The sequence below is a fragment of the Pseudomonas sp. TE21394 genome, from assembly GCF_054057835.1.
Map to the genome: position 1 here is coordinate 192,782 of NZ_JBSRZR010000001.1, position 15,226 is coordinate 208,007.

Annotated in this window: 14 protein-coding genes; 6 read left to right on the forward strand and 8 right to left on the reverse strand. The window is 62.8% G+C overall.

What is annotated here, in order from left to right; all coding sequences use genetic code 11:
* Positions 1-130: 130 nt before the first annotated feature.
* From ACVWZT_RS00870 to ACVWZT_RS00880, 3 genes are all read right to left on the reverse strand, one after another.
* Complete coding sequence (locus ACVWZT_RS00870) at positions 131-1,051, reverse strand: LysR family transcriptional regulator (RefSeq protein ID WP_457467714.1); 921 nt, start codon at positions 1,049-1,051, stop codon at positions 131-133.
* Between the two features lie 62 nt (positions 1,052-1,113).
* Entirely contained in the window at positions 1,114-1,527 is a 414-nt protein-coding gene (locus ACVWZT_RS00875; RefSeq protein ID WP_296234465.1) for a cupin domain-containing protein, read from the reverse strand.
* Positions 1,528-1,566: 39 nt separating this feature from the next.
* Entirely contained in the window at positions 1,567-2,310 is a 744-nt protein-coding gene (locus ACVWZT_RS00880; protein WP_457467716.1) for an SDR family oxidoreductase, read from the reverse strand.
* Positions 2,311-2,551: 241 nt separating this feature from the next.
* On the opposite strand from ACVWZT_RS00880, the gene ACVWZT_RS00885 reads away from it, so the two are divergent.
* Complete coding sequence (locus tag ACVWZT_RS00885; protein ID WP_457467718.1) at positions 2,552-4,117, forward strand: winged helix-turn-helix domain-containing tetratricopeptide repeat protein; 1,566 nt, start codon at positions 2,552-2,554, stop codon at positions 4,115-4,117.
* A 29-nt stretch (positions 4,118-4,146) separates the two neighbouring features.
* Here the strand turns inward: ACVWZT_RS00885 and ACVWZT_RS00890 are convergent, their stop codons facing one another.
* Positions 4,147-4,704 carry a GNAT family N-acetyltransferase gene (locus ACVWZT_RS00890; RefSeq protein WP_457467720.1) on the reverse strand — a complete coding sequence of 186 codons (558 nt, stop codon included), beginning with the start codon at positions 4,702-4,704 and terminating at the stop codon, positions 4,147-4,149.
* A 273-nt stretch (positions 4,705-4,977) separates the two neighbouring features.
* Entirely contained in the window at positions 4,978-6,117 is a 1,140-nt protein-coding gene (locus ACVWZT_RS00895; protein WP_457467722.1) for a sensor histidine kinase, read from the reverse strand.
* Positions 6,118-6,356: 239 nt separating this feature from the next.
* Here ACVWZT_RS00895 and ACVWZT_RS00900 point away from each other — a divergent pair, with 239 nt between their 5' ends.
* Complete coding sequence (locus ACVWZT_RS00900; protein WP_457467724.1) at positions 6,357-7,217, forward strand: CAP domain-containing protein; 861 nt, start codon at positions 6,357-6,359, stop codon at positions 7,215-7,217.
* Between the two features lie 538 nt (positions 7,218-7,755).
* Here the strand turns inward: ACVWZT_RS00900 and ACVWZT_RS00905 are convergent.
* Together ACVWZT_RS00905 and ACVWZT_RS00910 are read right to left on the reverse strand one after the other, a co-directional pair.
* The gene (locus tag ACVWZT_RS00905; protein WP_457467726.1) at positions 7,756-8,223 is read right to left on the reverse strand and encodes a hypothetical protein; all 468 of its coding nucleotides are present in this window, start codon (positions 8,221-8,223) and stop codon (positions 7,756-7,758) included.
* A 7-nt stretch (positions 8,224-8,230) separates the two neighbouring features.
* Positions 8,231-10,099, reverse strand: a complete 1,869-nt coding sequence (locus ACVWZT_RS00910) for a DUF637 domain-containing protein (RefSeq protein ID WP_457467728.1) — start codon at positions 10,097-10,099, stop codon at positions 8,231-8,233.
* Positions 10,100-10,401: 302 nt separating this feature from the next.
* Here ACVWZT_RS00910 and ACVWZT_RS00915 point away from each other — a divergent pair, with 302 nt between their 5' ends.
* The 3 genes from ACVWZT_RS00915 to ACVWZT_RS00925 all read left to right on the forward strand — a co-directional run bounded on the left by ACVWZT_RS00915 (position 10,402) and on the right by ACVWZT_RS00925 (position 12,618).
* Positions 10,402-10,683, forward strand: coding sequence for a hypothetical protein (locus tag ACVWZT_RS00915; protein WP_457467729.1), 282 nt, complete (start codon positions 10,402-10,404; stop codon positions 10,681-10,683).
* A 211-nt stretch (positions 10,684-10,894) separates the two neighbouring features.
* Positions 10,895-11,677, forward strand: coding sequence for an aldolase (locus ACVWZT_RS00920; protein WP_296234458.1), 783 nt, complete (start codon positions 10,895-10,897; stop codon positions 11,675-11,677).
* A 47-nt stretch (positions 11,678-11,724) separates the two neighbouring features.
* Complete coding sequence (locus ACVWZT_RS00925) at positions 11,725-12,618, forward strand: dihydrodipicolinate synthase family protein (protein WP_457467731.1); 894 nt, start codon at positions 11,725-11,727, stop codon at positions 12,616-12,618.
* Between the two features lie 116 nt (positions 12,619-12,734).
* Here ACVWZT_RS00925 and ACVWZT_RS00930 read toward each other — a convergent pair whose 3' ends face one another.
* Positions 12,735-14,003: a T6SS phospholipase effector Tle1-like catalytic domain-containing protein gene (locus ACVWZT_RS00930; RefSeq protein WP_457467733.1), complete on the reverse strand. Its 1,269-nt coding sequence runs from the start codon at positions 14,001-14,003 to the stop codon at positions 12,735-12,737.
* A gap of 261 nt (positions 14,004-14,264) precedes the next feature.
* Between ACVWZT_RS00930 and ACVWZT_RS00935 the strand changes: the two genes are divergently transcribed.
* Complete coding sequence (locus tag ACVWZT_RS00935) at positions 14,265-15,224, forward strand: AAA family ATPase (RefSeq protein WP_112252082.1); 960 nt, start codon at positions 14,265-14,267, stop codon at positions 15,222-15,224.
* Positions 15,225-15,226 lie beyond the last annotated feature (2 nt).

Below are 15,226 nucleotides of genomic sequence, written 5' to 3' on the forward strand. Positions count from 1 at the left end.
CGAGGAGCCAGAACGGTCGGTGTGCTCCTCGCGGACCACGGAATCTAAGGACCCCGTGCGGGTGACGAAACGCGATCAGCGAGGGTGGGTGTTCAGTTTTGCTAAAGGGTGGCGGCGCCGCACGCGCCGATCAGAGCAGGTGCGCCCCTGGCCATTGCCCCTGGGCGACCAGGTCGCGGGCAACCTCATGCAGTACGATCCGGGTCGCCAGCGCAGCTGGCGAGAGCTCGTCTTCACTCAGGCTCACCACCAGGTTGCGGCGCTGCGCCTGGGCATCGTCGATGGCGAATACCCGCACGCCGGCCTGGGCTGCCCTGGCTACCGCGGCACCGGGTTGCAGGGTGGCAGCGTGGCCGGCCGCCACGCAATCCATGAGCAGCGACAAACCGTCGACCTCCATGACGATGTCGGCCTCCAGGCCGGCCCGGGCCAGGACCGCCTGCAAGGTCGAACGCAGGCCATGCTGGGTACTGGGCATCACCAGTGGCAGCGTGGCGATCTGCTGCAAGGTCAGCGCATCGCCCCAGCCATCCTGCACCAGGCGCTGCGGCACCAGGGCGAACAAGCGCTCCTGCAACAGCGGGCGCACCTCCAGCCGCGCCCCCGCTTCCGCCTGGAACAACACCGCCAGGTCCAGATGCCGGGCGTTGAGCTGGCTGAACAGATATCCCGAGAGCATCTCCACCAGGTGCAGGTGGATGTCCGGATAGCGCTGGCGCATCCGCTCGATCAGGGCCAGGCCCAGGACCGATGCAGTGGTTGGCGCCAGGCCGACGCTGACATAGCCGCTCATGCGCCCGCTCTGCGCCGCCAGCATGGCGTGCTCGGCCTGGCGCAGCGCCAGCCGCGCGTGGTACTCGAAGGCCAGGCCCGCCGCTGTCGGCGTAACACCGGTACTCGAGCGAGTCAGCAGGCGTGTGCTCAGCTCGCTTTCCAGCTTCGACAGCTGCTGGCTCAGGGCGGACGCGCCTACCCCTAGCTCGAGCGCGGCCCTGCCCAGGCTGCCGTGCTCCAGCACACTCAAAAAGTAGCGAACCTGGCGTAACTCCACATTGACCTCGCGATGCCCTTGCCCTGCCCGCATTGTACGCAGGATCGGTGGCTGCTCGCGGCCTACTTGTCGCTCGGGGTGACCAGTACCGTCTCTTTGCTGTCGAGCACGAACACCGCCATCAGCTTGGCCGGCTTGCTGTCGCTGGCGTTGGCGCTGACGCCGTGGAACGCGCCCGGGGCCTCGTACCAGTTCTCGCCGGGCTTGTAGACCTTGGCCGGCTCGCCGTTGACGCTGCTGCGTACTTCGCCTTCAAGCACGGTGGCGTAGATGAACGCGGAATTCGGGTGGCGGTGCGCGGGTGATGCGGCGCCCGGCGCGTAGTCGACGATGACCCCGCGCATGCTCTTGCCTGGGACATTCGGCAGCGGCTTGTCGAACACCACGGTGACCTTGCTCAGCGGGCGTTCGGCGGCGATCGTCGGGGTGATGGCCAGCACGCTGAACGCGGTGGCCAGGAGGGTGCGATTGAACATGCTGATGCTCCTTGAGTTAACGGGTGGGTGCCAGGTGACTCACTGGCGCGCCAGCCAGTCTTCGAAACGGATGGTGCCAAGCCGCGCGCCGCTGCCGGGGGTGAGTGCCCTGTCATCGAGCTCGGCGCCGAAATAGCGGGCGTGCACGTCGGCCACTACCTTACGGTTGTCACCACGCAGGCGCAGGAAGCGGCGCACCAGCTCGTCCATCGGCAGCGCCTCTGGCCCGGCCACCTCCAGCGTAGCGTTGGCTGCCGGTGCCAGGGCCACGTCGAGCAGCGCCGTCACCACGTCATCGGCAGCCAGCGGCTGGAACAACGCCGGCGACAGATGGATTTCATCACCGACAGTACCCGCCTGGGCGATGCCTTCGACAAATTCGAAGAACTGCGTAGCCCGCAGCACGGTGTACGGCAGCCCGGAGTCCTTGACCAACGCCTCCTGGGCGACTTTGGCGCGGAAATAGCCGTTGTCCGGCAGGCGCTCGCTACCGACGATCGACAACACCACATGATGCTTCACCCCAGCGGCTTTCCCGGCTGCCAGCAGGTTGCGCGTGGACGTCTCGAAGAAGTCCAGCACCGCCTGTTCCTCCCAGGACGGTGCATTGGCCACGTCCACCACCACATCCGCGCCATCCATCGTCTCGGCAAGACCCTCGCGGGTGATGCTGTTGACCCCGGTGCTCGGCGCCGCCGCGACGGCCTGGTGGCCGCGCTCATGCAGGCCGTTGACAAGCTTCGAACCAATGAGGCCGGTGCCTCCGATGACCACGATTTTCACTGGGCTGTCTCCACGTGCACGACCGCAACCACTGCCGTCGCCTGGCTGCAGCATGCGCCGCCTGGCACAGCGAGTCCTTGTTCACTGCCTGGATTTGCCTCCACGCAGGCTTCAATTTGCGTCCAAACTGTTCAAGCCGGGCGCAGGCCAGTATTGCCGCCAGGGCAGCTGCCGTATCATCGACGGAGACCTGAAACCAGGCGCCTCGGCCACCAGGCCCACGGCGTGCGAGGGATGCCACGTGCCATTCGTGTTTGACGACTATCAGCTCGACGAGCAGCGCCGGGAACTGACCCGCCGGGGCCAGGCCGTGGCCATCGGCCCGCAGGTGTTCGACCTGCTGGTACAACTGGTCAGCCACCGCGACCGGGTGCTCGGCCGTGACGAATTGCTGGCGCGGGTATGGAACGGCAAGGTGGTCTCCGAATCGACCATCACCAGCCACATCAATGCCGTGCGCAAAGCCATCGGCGACTCCGGCGAGGAACAACGGCTGTTGCGCACCGTGCCGCGCAAGGGCTATCGCTTCGTCGGCGAAGTGCGCGAACCCACTAGCGGCCCGGCGCAAGTCGTGGCCGAAACAGCGCCGACGCCCAGCGGGCCTGCGCTGCCGGACAAGCCGTCGATCAGCGTGCTGCCATTCCAGAACCTCAGCGGTGACCCCGAGCAGGACTATTTCGCCGACGGCGTGGTCGAAGACATCATTGCTGCCCTGTCACGCAACCGCTGGCTGTTCGTCATCGCCCGCAACTCCAGCTTCACCTTCAAGGGCCAGCGCATCGACGTGCAGCAGGTAGGCCGGGCACTGGGCGTGCGCTATGTACTCGAAGGCAGCGTGCGCCGGGCCGGCCAGCGGCTGCGCATCACCGGCCAGCTGATCGACGCCAGCACAGGCGAGCACCTGTGGGCCGAGCGTTTCGAAGGGCCGCTGGATGATGTGTTCGAGTTGCAGGACCAGGTCACCGAAAGCGTGGCAGGAGCGATCGCACCGCAGCTGGAGCGGGCCGAGATCGAGCGGGCCAAGCGCAAGCCCACCGCCGACCTTGGCGCCTACGATTTCTACCTGCGCGGCACGGCCAAGCTGCACCACGGCAGCCGCGAGGCGATCGCCGAGGCATTGACACTGTATTACCACGCCATCGAGCGCGATCCGGAGTTCGCTTCGGCCTATGGCATGGCGGCATGGTGCTACTTCTGGCGCAAGCTCAATGGCTGGATGGACAACCGCGCCGAGGAAATCGCCGAGGGCGCCCGGCTCGCGCGCCTCGCGGTGACGCTGGGGCGTGACGATGCGGTGGCCCTGACCCGCGGTGGCCATGCCCTTGGCCACCTGACCGGCGACCTGGACGGTGCCATCGCCTTGCTCGACCGGGCACGCCTGCTCAACCCCAACCTGGCGCCGGCCTGGTACCTGGGCGGGGTGTTGCGGGCGTTGCGTGGCGAGACCCAGGCCGCCATCGACAACCTCAGCCATGCCACCCGGCTGAGCCCACTGGACCCGGAGATGTTCCGCATGCAGGTGGGCATGGCGTTGGCGCACTTCTTTGCCGGGCGCCTGGAGCAAGCGCTGGAGTGTGCGGAAAAATCGTTGGGCAACCTGCCCAACTTGCTGGTCGCGGTAGCCCTGGTCGCCGCCAGCCATGCCCTGAGCGGGCGGCTGGACAGCGCCTACCGGGCCATGGCGCGCTTGCGCGAGCAAGACCCGGGGCTGCGTGTATCGACCTTGCGTGAATGGTTGCCGATCCATCGCGACGAGGACCTGGCCCGGCTGGCCGAGGGCCTGCAACTGGCCGGTTTGCCAGCCTGACCAGCAAACCGCCGGCCAGGCATAAGCCACTAGCGGTCTGGGTTCACCCTGGCCAGCCAGTCGCTACGGGTCATTTCCCAGATCTCGACGCGCATTGGCCCGGCAACGAAATCGCCATCGCGCACGTCGACCAGGTACATGCCTTCGTGTTCCGAAACCTTGCGCGACGCTTTGTTGGCCACCGCCTTGGGGACGCGCATGACGGGGCGCGACAAGGTCTCGAACCAGTAAGCATTGATGGCCCGGCAAGCTTCGCGCATATAGCCTTGGCCCCACCACTGCGGCGCCAGCCAGAATCCGCGGTTGTTTCCCGCCTGGTCATACAGGCTGATGCTGCCGATGGTGCGCTCGTCTTCGTCGCGCAGCCGGATCATCCAGTGCCACTCTCGGCCGGCGGCCATCGCAGGCAGGGCGATATCACGCACATAGCTCAGCGCACCGTCCGGCGGATACGGCCATGGAACGCGACGATCGAGGTAGCGTACCACCTCCCATTGGGGGAACAACGCCTGTATTGCCTGGGCATCCTCCAATCGAAGTGGCGTCAGCAGCAGACGCTCTGTGAACAATGTTGCAAGGCCATCCATGCCTGCGCTCCCGAATATCCTCAGCAAAGAGCCAGTTTCTGAAAGTGGACTCCGCGCCTGGCACGCTCATCGAAGCTCAACGAAAACAGGTCGCCAAGCGGCCTGACGATAACACTGTTGCCCTGAACCAGGGGACGCTGCTGAGCCCAGCTTGGCACTTCGATGCCCAGTTTGCCCGCGTGCAATTCGACTACCGGCACGGTCGAGCCGTTACCCGGCCCTAGATCAGGCGCTACCGCGAACACCGGCGCAGCCGGTGCCAGGCACCGCGCATCAACCGGCACCTGGCTCGAGAGGAAAGACAACCCTGAAGGTCGTACCCCGTTCTGCACTGGAAACGACCTCGATCGCGCCGCCATGGCTGGTGACAATCTCGTTGGCAATGAACAAGCCAAGCCCCAGCCCATGCGGTTTTCCACCCTCGGCATGGCCCGCCCGGGCCAAGCGTGCCTCGGGATTGAACAGGTACATCATGCGGTCTGGAGAAATGGGATTGCCCCAGTTGTGAATCTCGATCACCGCGCAATCGTTCTCGGTCGCAAGCCGCATCTGGATCGGCAAGCGGGTATCGCCGTGGCGTATGGCATTGTTGACCAGGTTCGACACCGCCTGGGACATGCGTGACGGGTCGAAGCTGGCCGGCAATGGCGCCGTCTGCTCCAGGCGCAGGTCTATCTGCGGTTGGGCCAGGCTGACTTCCTTGACGATAGCGCTACACAGTGCAGTGAGTTCACTCGGCTCACGCTGTATGGGTATGCCCAGGCTCAGATTGCATCGGGCCAGGTCGAGCAAATCGCTCACCAGGTCGTTGGCACGCCCGGCGCTCGCGTAGATCTGGGTGACCACTGTCCGTTCCCGGGGCCCCAGCTGTTGGCTCTTGGCAAGCATACCAGCCCCCATGGTAATCGCTGTCAGTGGCGAGCGAAGGTCATGGCCGAGTACACCCAGCACCATCTTGCGTGTGGTCTCGACGGCCTTGCCATACGACGCGATGGATTCGACCAGGGCCTGATCGATGGCTTCGTTGAAGCGGATGATCTCCGCCACCCGTTCGGGCTGGTCGATCGACGTTTCCTGAGCAAGCCACAGGCGCAACACGCTTGAGCGAAGGGCGCGGTACTCCGACACCATCTGGTCCATGCTGAAGCCGTCCATCAGGCGCATGACTGCGTGGGTTTCTGCCGCACTTTCGCGCGCCGACACCGGAGCGAGGCCCCGGGATTTGTCTATTTCCTGCTGTACGGTCTGGTGGGTTTGCATGTCCCGCACCACGGCCAGAAGAATGTGCGCGGCGTGGTTCCTCAGGCCCGATGTGCTCAGTGTTTCCCTGGGTAGGTCAACCGTCCGGGCGAAGTCTTCCCAAGCCTGGAGGATGCTTTCCATCCGCTCAATGATGAACGTAGACAACCGCATGCAGTCATTCCTCCGCTGCTTGACCAGGGCAGTTTTCGATTGGGTGGAATAAGCGTAGCGCTGCAAAGCCGGGTTTTCGAGCCGGGCGCCACCTTTCTGGCGTTTGTAACGCTACCGTCTGGCAGTTTCCCAGCGAGTAAAAATGTACGGTTCGCTGGTGAACCAGTGTCGAGCGGCGCAGTCATAGCCGGGCCCTTTGACCGGCCTCACTGCCAATCTCCTGCCGAGCTGTCTGTCCCATGCGCCACGCTGCCTGCTGCTCCCGCCTTGTCTCGCTCTGCCTGTTGCCTTTCCTGCCGCTGGTGACCAATCCCGCCCATGCCAGCGGGGAACGCCAGCTGGTGGCGGCGATCAACGACTACCGCGCCCAGCCACAGCGTTGCGAGCGGCGCCTGGTTCGGGCCCCGACGCCGCTGACGCTGAAGGCGAACCTGGCGCTACCGATCGGCTATGGGGGTGGCTTGCGCGACGGCTTGAAGGCGGTTGGCTACCAGGCAGTGAAGGTGCGGGCTATCCGCCTGGTCGGCGCGCACGATGCCGAGGAGGCCTTCGACATGCTGCGCAGCGACTACTGCGCTGCGTTGCTCGATAGCCAGTATGCCGATATTGGCGTGCGCCGCGCCCGCAATGAGTGGCAGGTGGTGCTGGCGCGCCCGTTGCTGGAGGCGCAACTCGGCGACCGACGCAGCACGGGCCAGGCGTTGCTGGCCCAGGTCAACGCGGCCCGGGCCAAACCGCGCCTGTGCGGGCGCCAGCGCTTTGCTGCCGCACGCCCGCTGAGCTGGAACAGCGCCTTGGGTACGGCCGCCCAGCGCCATAGCCGGGCGATGGCCAACGAAAACTTTTTCGCCCACCGCGACCTCGACGGTGACCTGCCGGCGGACCGGGCGCGGGATGCCGGCTATCGCGGGCGCCAGATCGGCGAGAACATCGCTGCCGGCCAGGGCTCAGCGAGCAAGGCGATGGCAGGCTGGCTGGCCAGCCCGGGGCATTGCGCCAACCTGATGAACCCGATGTTTACCCAGGTGGGGGCGGCATATGCCGAGAATTCGCGTAGCGATGATGGGGTTTATTGGACGATGGTGTTTGGTGCGCCTTGAGCGGCTTGTCAGTGGCTGGGTGTTACCGAGGCACAATACAAATGCTGGCGGGTCGCCTAATGCTGAGCACAGATCAAGCAGTCCCAACTAGGAGCCGGTGAAGAAAGAAAATCTCACGGAACACCGCTCGGCACACGACATCAGGCAGTACGGGGCCTGTAGCCAACAGCGTGGCCGTATGAGGCCACAGCTGTTTGCTAATAAACCGCTGCAACCCAGTAAATCCGGGGTATTGACGGCACCGGCAAGGTGCGTATGGTGCATAGCCCGATCAACAGCAGTTAAGGGCGATACAAAGCCCTGAATACACACCGGATTAGAGGTTCAAAGCGGACAGAGGGTCGGTTATCGACAATCGGCTTGCCCGATTGAGGTGGTGGCTTTATCACTGCAGGCTGTTTGCAGACAGGTTAGAAGCATACTCGGCAGTTATTGCTTGGCGATGACCGCAGATCAAACAACACCGGCGCAAGGGCAATTTGTGTCAGGTGGTACTACCTCCATGCAGGGTTTGGGAGAAATTATTCACCTTACCCTTTCAACTCACAGATCCTAAAGCATTACCAGTGAAATACCTAGTATCAATATCCGCTGCAGGCTCAAGCCCGCCGTAAAATTCCTTTATATTAAATTTTCTTGACAGAGCAACGGCATACTTCTGCATAGCAAACATTATCTTGTCAATATCAAACGACGGGACTTCATTGAAAGAAAGCTCAATATCAAATTTGCCCTCATACTTAACAACCCTCAACAAAACTAGAGGAAGGCGTATCGTTTCCAAAACCCTGAATCCATGCAACTGCTCCGTTAGGCATACATCTCCCTCAGAGGCAACAATTGCATCAACCAAGCTCTTGCTAATCCCCACCGTACCTACCTCTCCAAAATCTTCAGAGACAGCTAAGTTAGAGACATCTTGAGACCCTATCTCTATTAATTTCAGCAACACATGCAAGTCGTCTGCCGCAACTTGCTGAAGAACAATCTCATAGGACTCAGACATAAATACCTCAGTCAATAAAGCCTTTGAAAGCTCCGTTCATATTCAACCGAACACCGCGACCATCAGGCAGCCGCTTCTCCATGAACATAAGCCCTTTATCGGTTGTCTCCGGCTTGAACTCCCCAGGGGCTCGTACAATTTCTCGCAAGTGCTTCATCGCCTGATCGTTCCAGGTACTCATTGACCCCGTGGTTTTGCCCCAGATATCTGGATTTCTACCAGCATGCTTAGAAAGTGCGTGGCCGATTATCGTGGTGCCCTTGTAAGGGGCTTGGGCAGACTCAAGGACCGTCTTAACTTCACTGAAAGATGCAGTTGCTTTTGCACCAGAGGGTACTCCATCACCAATCCCATGACCAGCCTCCAAGCCGGCCCCCTGCTGACCACTGCCCTTCCCCGACCGACCCGCAGCGCTGAGCACGTGTTTCGGCACGCCTCCTGCTGCAGCGATCTGGGCCATCTCAAGCGCAAGGGCCGTTCCCTCGCCATATTTCTGCCGAATGAGCTCCAACTGGATGGTATCTATCGCTACCTCATTCGACTCGGCGGCTATCTGGATTCCAATCGCCGCATTGATGTCCTCAAACCGCAACGAGTCGACTGCCGCGGCATTCACACCACGCTCCGAGGCCAATTGCCTCATCACGCCCATGCATTGATCGGGATCGGCCTTACAAAGTCCCGGCAGCCCGTCATTTCTGCGCTGGTCCAAATCGGCATAGAACTTGAGAATTTTCGCTCTACAGTTGTCATCACTGCCGCAGCCGGCGACTTTCCTGTCTCGCGCCAAGAGTTCTTCATGCAGCAAATAGTTGTACTGCGTTGCACTCCCGGCAACTTGGGCCCCGGTCTGCAAACTCTCGGCATCCGCCTTGCCCTGCGCAGCGGCGGCCAGCACGCCGATCAACTGCGAGTTCATTACCAGCAAACTCTTCTTCTGCGCGGGGTCCATATCTCCGTAATGCTTGGCCAGGCTGTCAACCAGTGCTTCGTTGACACCTGCGGCCAACGCTCCAGTACTGAAATCACCGCCAGCGGCCTCAGCAGCCAACCCGCCCATCACGGCGTGCAGTCCGATCTTGGCCAGACTGCCATCAGGCAAATTCAAGCGGTCTGGCGCGGTGATATCCCCAACGAGGTTGAAACCAGCCGCAGCAAAGGTAGTCACCAGACTGTTCTGCAGGGCTTTGCCCAGCTCGGCGTTTCCACCCAACGCCCTATCGATCAATGCCGAGGTTGTATTTTGTAGCATCTGGTTGCCAGCAAAGCTGCCGACACCGCTCCAAGTGCCTAGGCCACCTTTGGACAACACCTCTACGCCGTTCTGCAGCGAGTTGCCGGTGCCCGTCTGGGTTTTGGTCCATTCATTGAAGTAACTTGCAGTCAAGCCAGCAGTTATCCCGGAAACGGCATATCCTCGCAGTGCATCTTCCGAGGTGATGTCACTTACCACTGCACCGAGATTGCCGCGATTATTGACGGTACTGATCGCAGCATTACCTGCAGCGCCTGTCAGCGCAGCGGTGGCTGCAGCATTTGCCCAACCTATGCCTTGCAACGAGGAGCCAACACCGGCAGCCCATGCGCTACTGGCCGCCGTGGAGGCACCTGCTGCCGAAGCGCCACTGGCCACCAGGCCACTGGCTGCACCTGCGGTGAAGTACGCAATCACGATCGCGATAACCAATTGCGCACCGGCACCCAACCCAGACTGGCTGTACTTGAAGGCGTCATGAACCTCCTTCACCTGGCGCCAGTCCACATCACCGCGTGCCTCGGCTTCTTTCAGCCAGGCAAGTTGAGGGTCGGCTTTCACCATCGCGTCGATGGTCTGGCTCACCGTCTGCTGGTTGACCTCGCGGATATCAATCTTCAACCCCGTGTCCAGCTGGATAGTGCGCCCCCCGCCCCCGTCACGGGGTATTCGCGTTGTGCCAGATCGATGGTGGCTCCGCCCAAAGTCCAGTTGCGTGAGCTGGTATCGCCTGCGGCAACCTCAACCGCGCTGACCGCCTGACCACTCAAGCAGAACAGGCCGTTCTGGGTGGTGGGAAGGCTGAAGCCATCTGAACAACCAGGGTGGTCTGATCAACGCTCCGGGCCAGTTGTTTCTGAAGAATCTTGCCAAGGCCTCCAACGAAGGCGGTGAGATTTCCAGCAAACCGGTTCTATGAGCTGGTGGCAACCAACCCGGATAACGGTGACAAGCTTCTCAGCGAACAAGCTTTGGTCCTGCGCGTAGCCCGTGCCCTCGACAACACCCTGGGCCTGGTCAGAGCTGCAGAGCTGGACATACATGTCGGCAGCCTGGTCAACCAGAAGGGATTGCTGGAGGCCCAGCAAGGCGTGAGCCTGACGGTGGATGAATCGCTGGATAACCAGCAGGGACGCGTCCTTGGTTCTGTCGCCACGCTCAATAGCGTTTCAATCAACAACAGCAATGGTCTGCTTCAACATTAGGGAGTCAAACTAACATCGCAGCTCCGCCAGGCTCTGCAGCGGACGCAATTTCATCGACCACCAACTACTGCATTGGATAGCAGCGCACGACAGTACGGCGGCGATGACACAGCGCTTGCTTATGACACATTGTGTCATTAAGATCGCGCTGTGTCCTGACGTCGCCCCGCGCCGCTCAGCCTCTGTTCGCCACCCCATGCAGGTACCGCCCATGACGACCACCATGCAAACCCCCAAGGACCAGCTCGTCAAACACGCCCAACAGCAAATGCTGACGGCGCTGGCCGACAACACCTACACCCCACGGCAGAAACTCGCCCTCACCTGCCGCATCCTGTTCGACGCTGGCCACGATTCCGGCCTGGCCGGGCAGATCACCGCGCGCGCCGAGCAACCCGGCACCTACTACACCCAGCAACTCGGCCTGGGCTTCGACGAAATCGCCGCTTCCAACCTGCTGCTGGTGGACGAAGACCTCAACGTGCTGCAAGGCCGCGGCATGGCCAACCCGGCCAACCGCTTCCACAGCTGGCTGTACCGCGCACGTGCCGACGTCAACTGCATCATCCATACCCACCCGCTGCACAGTGCCGCCCTTTCGATGCTGGAGGTGCCGCTGGCCATCTCGCACATGGACCTGTGCCCGCTGTTCGATGACTGCGCGTTTCTCAAGGAATGGCCCGGCGTACCGGTGGGCAATGAAGAAGGCGAGATCATTGCCCGGGCGATCGGCGACAAGCGCGCGATCCTGCTTTCCCACCACGGCCTGCTGATCGCCGGCCGCTCGATCGAGGAAGCCTGTGTGCTTGCCATGCTGTTCGAGCGCGCGGCCCGGATGCAGCTGCTGGCCATGGGCGCCGGCGACATCCGTCCCATCCCCGAGGCACTGGGCAAGGAAGCCCACGACTGGATCTCCACCCCGAAACGTCATGGCGCCGCGTTCAGCTATTACGCGCGCCGTGCCTTGCGTGCCCATGGCGACTGCCTGGGCTGATCGACGATGTTGCTCCCTATCTCCTACAACGGCAGAGGTGCCTGCTCATGTCTACATCTGTAATTCGCGGCGTTATCGGCTACACCATCACTCCTTTCATGGCAGACAGTACGCCTGACCTGGATGCCCTGGGCCTGTCCATCGACCGCCTGATCGCCGACGGCGTGCACGCCATCGCCCCGCTGGGCAGCACCGGCGAGGGTGCCTACCTGTCCGATAGCGAATGGGAAACGGTGGTGCGCTTCAGCCAGGCGCGCATCGCTGGCCGTGTGCCAAGCGTGGTCAGCGTCTCCGACCTGACCACCGCACGCACCGTGCAGCGTGCCCGCCTGGCCCAGGCCTGCGGCGCCACCGCAGTGATGGTGCTGCCCATTTCCTACTGGAAGCTCACCGAAGCCGAAGTGCTCGCCCACTACCGGGCCGTGGGCGCGGCGATCGACATTCCGATCATGCTCTACAACAACCCGGGTACCAGTGGCACCGACCTGTCGGTAGAGCTGATCCTGCGCATCCTCGACGAAGTGCCCAACGTGACCATGGTCAAGGAAAGCACCGGTGACATCCAGCGCATGCACCGCCTGTTCAACGCCACCGATGGTCAGGTGGCTTTCTACAACGGTTGCAACCCGCTCGCCCTGGAAGCCCTGGTGGCCGGTGCCAGCGGCTGGTGCACTGCCGCGCCCAACCTGATCCCGGCGCTGAATCTGGCGCTGTGGGACGCGGTGCAGCAAGGTGACCTGGGCGAAGCCCGTGCGCTGTTCTACCGGCAGTACGAACTGCTGGAATACATCACCCGTCGCGGCCTGCCCACCACCATCAAGGCCGGTTTGCAGATGCTCTGTCAGGAGGTCGGCGCCCCCCGCCTTCCGCTGCAGCCACTGGATGCGCAGGGCAGCGCCTACCTGAAAGGCTTGCTGGAGGAAATCGGCGCGGGCAACTGACCGGATCTGCCCTCCCCACAGTTAGCGCGCTGCCCAGCTGGCGCAGGACCTGTGGGAGAGGGTTTGTTCGCGCAACGGCACAACCGGTGCCAAGCAAGCCCGTCCCCACAGACCACTCATGCGATCGGATTGGCATGCGTCACCCGTCCCTGCACCCCGGGCCGATTGACGAACAACATATCCAGCACACTGTTACGCAACCCCTTCAAGGCATTCCAGTTCGCTGACGTATGGATGTACCGGTGGCGCAACAACTGCTCCTCCTCTTCCGTCAGCCCAGGCTGCTGCCGGTCGCCGAAGGCGAAGGCATGCAACTTGCGGCTAATCGCCAGCAATTCTTCCGGCAACCGATGCTCAGCGTGCCCGCCCAACGACGCAAACGGCACCGCCGCTCGCACCGCCAGCTCACGCATGATGCTCAGGTACACCCGAGATAGCTGCCCCGCTACTTCCCGTTCACGGTATACCGCCGCATACACCTGCTTGTACGCCTCATCCGAGCGGCCACCGGCAGCTGGCACCTCCCAGGCCAGCACCCGCGCTCCGGGCAAGTCCGGCATCGAGGCCAGCAAGGCATTCATCGTGGCATATACGCGTGTCTGCTCGGCACGCATACCCTGCGGCACGCGCTGTGATTGCGGTTTGCACAGCAGTACCTGTTCCTGCGTGGTCTGCGGATAGCCTCCGCCGATGTTCGAGTGCACGCCAGGTAGCACGATGTCATGGCCGCTGCACACCAGCGGGTAGTTGTGCCGCTGCTCGTCCCGAGCCACCAGTTGCACCGTTTGCCGGGCAATGCCGGGGGCCAGCCCCAGGCGCAAGCCGGCGTGACGTTCGTCCGCCGGGTCGAAGTCACCCTGCAACGGCGCGACGATTGCCGCCACGGTGTCGAACAGGCCGATGAAATTGATCACGATGGCGCAGGGCCCAGGTAACAACAAGTCACCGCCATCGTGCAGCAGGTTGGCCAGATGCCGGGCTGCCGCCGCCCCCCGGCTGAAGCCGAAAAGGTCGAACTCGACGCGCTCAGGCCTGGCCCGGGGATGCGCCTGGCACCAGCCGCGCAGTTGCCCGGTTATAGCGGCCAGCGCCTCGGCAACCCGCGCCTTCACCCCCGTCGACCCACACCCGGTGGCAGACGCATACACCTGGTCCGCCTCGCCCGCCAAGGTCCCCACGCCTTCGACATAATATTTCAGAAACGCCATGCGGCCCTCGGCATCGGCCCCCTGCCCCGGATACAGGGCATGCAACAGGGCCACATTGCTCAATGCGTTGGTATAACTGGCGCCCATGCCCACCGGCACCTCCGGCTGTGTCGCATTGTTCTGGTTGTTGCCGGTGCCATCGAAGAACACCCCGAAACGCAGGGCGACCGGGGACATACATTCATTGTTATAGCTGTTCGGTACCATCAGCGTGCTTCCTGCTTGTTCAAGAAGCACAAGCAAGCGCCAGCGCGCCGCGATGGAACATCAGCCAATGGCCAGCCATGATCCGGAAAATTCCGCGCGTGCATGGCCCCCGGCAAGGATAATTTTCCCTGCCGCCATTGGTCGCCGCCCCCCCGGATGGATTAAAGTATCAGCCCTTGCCAGGGCAGCTGCTTCCAGTTGCCTGCGGCCTCACACCAGGAACCGTCGCCGATGGAACACCGTGAAGCGCTGATCGCGCTGCGCACTTTTCTTTCTTCCCAGATCCTGGGCCAGGAAAAACTGGTCGAGCGACTGTTGATCGTGCTCCTGGCCGATGGCCACATGCTGGTCGAGGGTGCCCCGGGCCTGGCCAAGACCAAGGCCATCAAAGAGCTCGCCGAAGGCATCGAGGCGCAGTTCCATCGCATCCAGTTCACCCCCGACCTGCTCCCGGCCGACATCACTGGCACCGAGATCTATCGCCCGGAAACCGGCAGCTTCGTGTTCCAGCAGGGCCCGATCTTCCACAACCTGGTGCTGGCCGACGAAATCAACCGTGCCCCGGCCAAGGTGCAGTCGGCCCTGCTCGAAGCCATGGCCGAGCGCCAGGTCAGCGTTGGCCGCAGCACCTACGACCTGTCGCCGCTGTTCCTGGTCATGGCCACGCAGAACCCGATCGAGCAGGAAGGCACCTATCCGCTGCCTGAAGCCCAGCTCGACCGCTTCCTGATGCATGTGAAAATCGGCTTCCCGGACGCTGCGGTAGAGCGGCGCATCCTGTTGCAGGCCCGTGGTGAAGCCCTGGGCGGCGAGACCAAGCCCGAGCGCCGGGTCAGCCAGCAGGCGATCTTTGCCGCGCGCAAGGAAATCCTCGGCCTGTACATGGCCGACGCGGTGGAGGAATACCTGGTGCAACTGGTGATGGCCACCCGCACCCCGGCCAAGTTCGACAGCGAGCTGGCCGACTGGATCGCCTACGGTGCCAGCCCGCGCGGCTCCATTTCGCTGGACCGCTGCGCGCGTGCGCATGCCTGGCTGGCCGGGCGCGACTTCGTCAGCCCCGAAGACATCCAGGCGGTGCTGTTCGACGTACTGCGCCACCGCATCATCCTTTCCTTCGAGGCCGAGGCCGCCGGGATCGACCAGGACCGCGTGGTCCAGCGCATCCTCGACGTCGTCGCCGTTGCCTGAGC

Excerpts from the sequence above, each read along its gene's own strand:
- ACVWZT_RS00935 (WP_112252082.1), top strand. The coding sequence starts at position 14,265 with ATGGAACACCGTGAAGCGCTGATCGCGCTGCGCACTTTTCTTTCTTCC.
- ACVWZT_RS00875 (WP_296234465.1), bottom strand. The coding sequence starts at position 1,527 with ATGTTCAATCGCACCCTCCTGGCCACCGCGTTCAGCGTGCTGGCCATC.
- ACVWZT_RS00930 (WP_457467733.1), bottom strand. The coding sequence starts at position 14,003 with ATGTCCCCGGTCGCCCTGCGTTTCGGGGTGTTCTTCGATGGCACCGGC.
- ACVWZT_RS00920 (WP_296234458.1), top strand. The coding sequence starts at position 10,895 with ATGACGACCACCATGCAAACCCCCAAGGACCAGCTCGTCAAACACGCC.
- ACVWZT_RS00925 (WP_457467731.1), top strand. The coding sequence starts at position 11,725 with ATGTCTACATCTGTAATTCGCGGCGTTATCGGCTACACCATCACTCCT.
- ACVWZT_RS00895 (WP_457467722.1), bottom strand. The coding sequence starts at position 6,117 with ATGCGGTTGTCTACGTTCATCATTGAGCGGATGGAAAGCATCCTCCAG.
- ACVWZT_RS00905 (WP_457467726.1), bottom strand. The coding sequence starts at position 8,223 with ATGTCTGAGTCCTATGAGATTGTTCTTCAGCAAGTTGCGGCAGACGAC.
- ACVWZT_RS00890 (WP_457467720.1), bottom strand. The coding sequence starts at position 4,704 with ATGGATGGCCTTGCAACATTGTTCACAGAGCGTCTGCTGCTGACGCCA.
- ACVWZT_RS00900 (WP_457467724.1), top strand. The coding sequence starts at position 6,357 with ATGCGCCACGCTGCCTGCTGCTCCCGCCTTGTCTCGCTCTGCCTGTTG.